Origin of the sequence: Oryzihumus sp., from assembly GCF_036391795.1 — a bacterium.
Classification (GTDB): Bacteria; Actinomycetota; Actinomycetes; order Actinomycetales; family Dermatophilaceae; genus Oryzihumus.
The window spans coordinates 1-2245 of sequence record NZ_DASVZH010000068.1 but is presented as its reverse complement, the minus strand read 5'-3'; the positions used below and the strand labels follow the sequence as shown (position 1 = coordinate 2245).

Annotated in this window: 3 protein-coding genes; all 3 read right to left on the bottom strand. The window is 75.5% G+C overall.

The annotated features are described in order from the left end of the window. Positions 1-12 precede the first annotated feature (12 nt). Positions 13-1137, bottom strand: a complete 1125-nt coding sequence (ruvB, locus tag VF825_RS03915; protein ID WP_331110357.1) for a Holliday junction branch migration DNA helicase RuvB — start codon at positions 1135-1137, stop codon at positions 13-15. Further along, positions 1134-1733, bottom strand: coding sequence for a Holliday junction branch migration protein RuvA (gene ruvA, locus VF825_RS03910; RefSeq protein ID WP_331110355.1), 600 nt, complete (start codon positions 1731-1733; stop codon positions 1134-1136). The genes ruvB and ruvA overlap by 4 nt, the downstream gene beginning before the upstream one ends. Then, a partial coding sequence (gene ruvC, locus VF825_RS03905; protein ID WP_331110353.1) for a crossover junction endodeoxyribonuclease RuvC occupies positions 1730-2245 on the bottom strand: 516 nt, incomplete at its 5' end. The genes ruvA and ruvC, both read right to left, overlap by 4 nt.

Genomic DNA, 2245 nt, shown 5'->3' with positions numbered 1-2245 from the left:
CCACATGCCGCCTCAGCCGCCGAAGCGGCCTCCGTCGCCCTCGCCGAACGGCAGCGGCTGGGCGACCCCGAGGTCGGCCGCAGACGGCGGGGTGAGGCCGAGGTGCTGCCACGCCAGCGGGGCCGCGGCCCGGCCGCGCGGTGTGCGGATCATGAAGCCCTCGCGCACGAGGTAGGGCTCGGCCACCGTCTCGACGGTGTCGGACTCCTCCCCCACCGCCACCGCGAGAGTGGACAGGCCGACCGGCCCGCCGGCGAACCGGCGGCACAGCGCCTCGAGCACCGCCCGGTCGAGGCGGTCCAGGCCCTTGTCATCGACGTCGAAGAGGGCCAGGGCGGTGTGCGCGGCCTTCTCGTCGACCACGCCGCGCCCGTGCACCTGCGCCCAGTCGCGGACCCGGCGCAGCAGCCGGTTGGCGATGCGGGGGGTGCCGCGGGAGCGGCCGGCGATCTCGGAGATGCCCAGCGGGTGGGCCTTGACCTCCAGCAGCCGGGCCGAGCGCATGAGGATCTGCTCGAGGTCCTCGGCGGCGTAGTAGTCGAGGTGGCCGGTGAAGCCGAACCGATCACGCAGCGGTGCGGGCAGCAGGCCGGACCGGGTGGTGGCCCCGACCACCGTGAACGGCGGCAGCTCCAGCGGGATGGCCGTGGCGCCGGGGCCCTTGCCGACGACCACGTCGACCCGGAAGTCCTCCATGGCCAGGTAGAGCATCTCCTCGGCCGCCCGGGACATCCGGTGGATCTCGTCGAGGAAGAGCACCTCGCCCTCGGCCAGCGAGGACAGGATCGCCGCGAGGTCGCCGGCGTGCTGGATCGCCGGGCCGCTGGTGATGCGGATCGGCTGCTCGAGCTCGGCGGCCACGATCATCGCCAGGGTGGTCTTGCCCAGCCCGGGCGGTCCGGAGAGCAGGACGTGGTCCGGGGGCGCACCGCGGCGCCGTGCGGCCTCGAGCACCAGGCCGAGCTGGTCGCGCACCCGGGTCTGCCCGGCGTAGTCGGCCAGGCGCCGGGGCCGCAGGGCCGCCTCGACGCGCCGCTCGTCGTCGTCGCTGCCGGCGTCCATGACCCGGTTGGTCGTCGCCTCGAAGGAGCCGTCGGAGTAGATCTCGTAGGTGCCGGCGGGCAGGTCGCGGCTCATCGCCCGAGCTCCCGCAGCGCGGCGCGCAGCAGCGTGGCCACGCCGGCATCGGCGGGGGCGTCGGCGGCGACGGTCTCGACGGCGTCCTCGGCCTGCTTGGCCGACCAGCCCAGGCCGACGAGGGCCTCGTGGACCTGGCCGCGCCACGGCGCACCGCTGCCGTTGCCGCTCACCGCGACGGGCGCGGCCCCGGTGGGCAGGCCGATCTTGTCGCGCAGCTCGAGCACGATGCGCTCGGCGCCCTTCTTGCCGATGCCGGGCACCTTGGTCAGGGCGTGGAGGTCGCCGTCGGCGACGGCCCTGCGCAGCGCGTCGGGGGCGTGCACCGCGAGCATGGCCAGGGCCAGGCGCGGGCCGACCCCCGAGACGGTCTGGACCAGCTCGAAGACCTGGCGCTCGTCCTCGTCGGCGAAGCCGTAGAGGGTCAGCGACTCCTCCCGCACGACCAAGGTGGTGGCGAGGCTGGCCGCGGACCCGGGCCGCAGGCCGGCGGCGGTGCCGGGGGTGGTGTGCACGAGCAGCCCCACTCCTCCGACCTCGACCACGGCCGAGTCGAGACCGACCGTGAGCACGGGACCGCGGACGGAGGCGATCATCGGGCACCCCCTCGCGCCGCCGCGGCGGCGCGCTGCAGGCGGTCCTGGGCACCGCCACGCCAGACGTGGCAGATGGCCAGGGCCAGGGCGTCGGCGGCGTCGGCCGGCTGGGGCCGGGTGTCGAGCCGCAGGATGCGGGTCACCATCGTGGTCACCTGGGCCTTGTCCGCGCGGCCACTGCCGGTGACGGCAGCCTTGACCTCGCTCGGGGTGTGCATGGCAAGGGGCAGGCCGCGCTCGGCAGCCGCGAGCATCGCCACGGCCGAGGCCTGCGCGGTGCCCATGACGCTGCGCAGGTTGGCCTGGGCGAACACCCGCTCGACCGCGATCGCGTCGGGCTCGTAGCGGTGCAGCCACTGCTCGAGCTCGGTGCGCAGGGTGTGCAGGCGCAGGTGGGTCTCCTGGGCGGCCGGGGTGCGGATCACGCCGACGCCGACCATCCGCAGCGGCTGGCCGAGCCCGCCGTCGACCACGCCGATGCCGCAGCGGGTCAGGCCGGGGTCGACACCAAG